Origin of the sequence: Streptomyces sp. NPDC059142 (genome assembly GCF_042755665.1) — a bacterium.
Classification (GTDB): Bacteria; Actinomycetota; Actinomycetes; order Streptomycetales; family Streptomycetaceae; genus Streptomyces.
This window is the reverse complement of the sequence record NZ_JBHZDA010000111.1, coordinates 20,919-23,057: the sequence shown is the minus strand read 5'-3', so window position 1 is coordinate 23,057 and position 2,139 is coordinate 20,919. Positions and strand designations below refer to the sequence as shown.

The 2,139-nt window shown below is 75.2% G+C and carries 2 protein-coding genes; both read left to right on the top strand.

The features are described from left to right. The first annotated feature begins 86 nt into the window (after positions 1-86). Positions 87-740: a response regulator gene (locus tag ACFXPK_RS28655; protein ID WP_385079980.1), complete on the top strand. Its 654-nt coding sequence runs from the start codon at positions 87-89 to the stop codon at positions 738-740. 209 nt (positions 741-949) lie between these two features. Then, complete coding sequence (locus ACFXPK_RS28650) at positions 950-1,978, top strand: 6-phosphofructokinase (protein ID WP_385079978.1); 1,029 nt, start codon at positions 950-952, stop codon at positions 1,976-1,978. The last annotated feature ends 161 nt before the right edge of the window (positions 1,979-2,139 follow it).

The following is a 2,139-nucleotide window of genomic DNA, read 5'->3' as shown; positions in this document are numbered from 1 at the left end:
CGTTGCGCGCGCGGAGCCCGGTGGCCCCGGGGGGCCCGGCGACCGGACGGGGACGGGCGGGCCCGGGGGGGGCGGGCGGGGGGCCGATCGGGGTTCGGGGGGGCGCCGACCACCCCAGGTGGCGCGACGCCGTCGCCCGCGACCTGGAAGCGGCGGGCTTCGACGTCGTCGCCACCGCGGGGGACGGTCCCCAGGCGGTGCGCCGCGCCCGCGCCACCACCCCGCGGGTGCTCGTCCTGGACCTCAACCTGCCCGGCATGCCCGGCGTGCAGGTCTGCAAGGAGCTGGTCGGCTCCCTCCCCAGGCTGCGCGTCCTGGTGCTCTCCGCCAGCGGGGAGCACGCCGATGTGCTGGAGGCGGTCAAGTCCGGCGCCACCGGCTATCTGCTCAAGTCCGCCAGTACGGAGGAGCTGACCGACGCCGTACGCCGCACCGCCGGGGGCGACCCGGTCTTCACCCCGGGCCTGGCGGGCCTGGTGCTGGGGGAGTACCGCCGGCTCGCCTCGGAGCCCGCGCCGGCCGCCGCCGACGAACCGAGGGCGCCCGAACTGACCGACCGCGAGACGGAGGTGCTGCGGCTGGTCGCCAAGGGCCTCTCGTACAAGCAGATCGCCGAGCGGCTGGTCATCTCGCACCGCACCGTGCAGAACCACGTCCAGAACACCCTCGGCAAGCTCCAGCTCCACAACCGGGTCGAGCTGGTGCGGTACGCGATCGAGCGCGGCCTCGACGACATCTGATCCGCCCGCGGGCCCCGGCCCCTCCGCCCGTCGCCCGCCGCCGCCCCGCCGGCCCGGCCGCCCGTCGCCCGCCGTCCGCCGTCGCTCCTCTCCGCGCCCGGCCGCCCGGCCGCGAAACAGTGCCGTCGCCCCTCTGGTGCAACGGGACCGCCCCTGTGCACCATGCCGGAGTGACCTGAATCACCCCTCCTGGCGAAGGGACGTGTTTCATGCGGGTCGGAGTGCTGACGGGCGGCGGCGACTGCCCCGGGCTCAACGCGGTCATCCGCGCTCTCGTGCGCAAGGGAGTCCAGGAGTACGGCTACGCCTTCACCGGTTTCCGGGACGGCTGGCGCGGCGCGCTGGACGGCGACACCGTACGGCTCGACATACCCACCGTGCGCGGCATCCTGCCGCGCGGGGGCACCATCCTCGGCTCCTCACGCACCAACCCGTTCAAGGAGGAGGACGGCGTCCGCCGCATCAGGGAGACCCTGACGGCGACGGACGTCGACGCGCTCGTCGTGATCGGCGGCGAGGACACCCTCGGGGTGGCGTCCCGGCTCTCCGACGAGTACGCGGTCCCCTGCGTCGGCGTGCCCAAGACCATCGACAACGACCTGTCGGCGACGGACTACACCTTCGGCTTCGACACCGCCGTCGGCATCGCGACCGAGGCCATCGACCGGCTCCACACCACCGCCGAGTCCCATATGCGCGTCCTGGTCTGCGAGGTGATGGGCCGGCACGCCGGCTGGATCGCCCTGCACTCCGGGCTGGCCGGCGGCGCGAACGTCATCCTCATCCCCGAGCGGCGCTTCGACGTCGACCAGGTCTGCGCCTGGGTGACCTCCCGCTTCAAGGCGTCGTACGCGCCGATCGTCGTCGTCGCGGAGGGCGCGATGCCCAAGGACGGCGACCTGGTCCTCAAGGACGGCTCGCTGGACTCGTACGGGCACGTCCGGCTCTCCGGCGTCGGCGAGTGGCTGGCCAAGGAGATCGAACGGCGCACCGGCAAGGAGGCCCGCACCACCGTGCTCGGCCATGTCCAGCGCGGCGGCACCCCGAGCGCCTTCGACCGCTGGCTGGCCACCCGCTTCGGGCTGCACGCGATCGACGCGGTGCGCGAGGGCGACTACGGGAAGATGGTCGCCCTGCGCGGCACGGACATCGTGCGCGTCCCGATGGCGGAGGCGACGGCGCGGCTCAAGACGGTCGGACCCGAGCTGTACGCGGAGGCGGGCGTCTTCTTCGGATAACGCCCGGCCTCCCCGCTCAGCGCCCGGCCTCCCTGTTCGGCGTTCGGCGCCCGGCGGCACACGTGCCGCCGGGCGGCCGGGCCCCCCCCCACCCCCCCCCCCCCCCGCCCCCCCCCCCCCTCGCCCCACCGCCCCCCCCGCCGCCGCCCCCCCCCCCCCCC

Excerpts from the sequence above, each read along its gene's own strand:
- ACFXPK_RS28650 (WP_385079978.1), top strand. The coding sequence starts at position 950 with ATGCGGGTCGGAGTGCTGACGGGCGGCGGCGACTGCCCCGGGCTCAAC.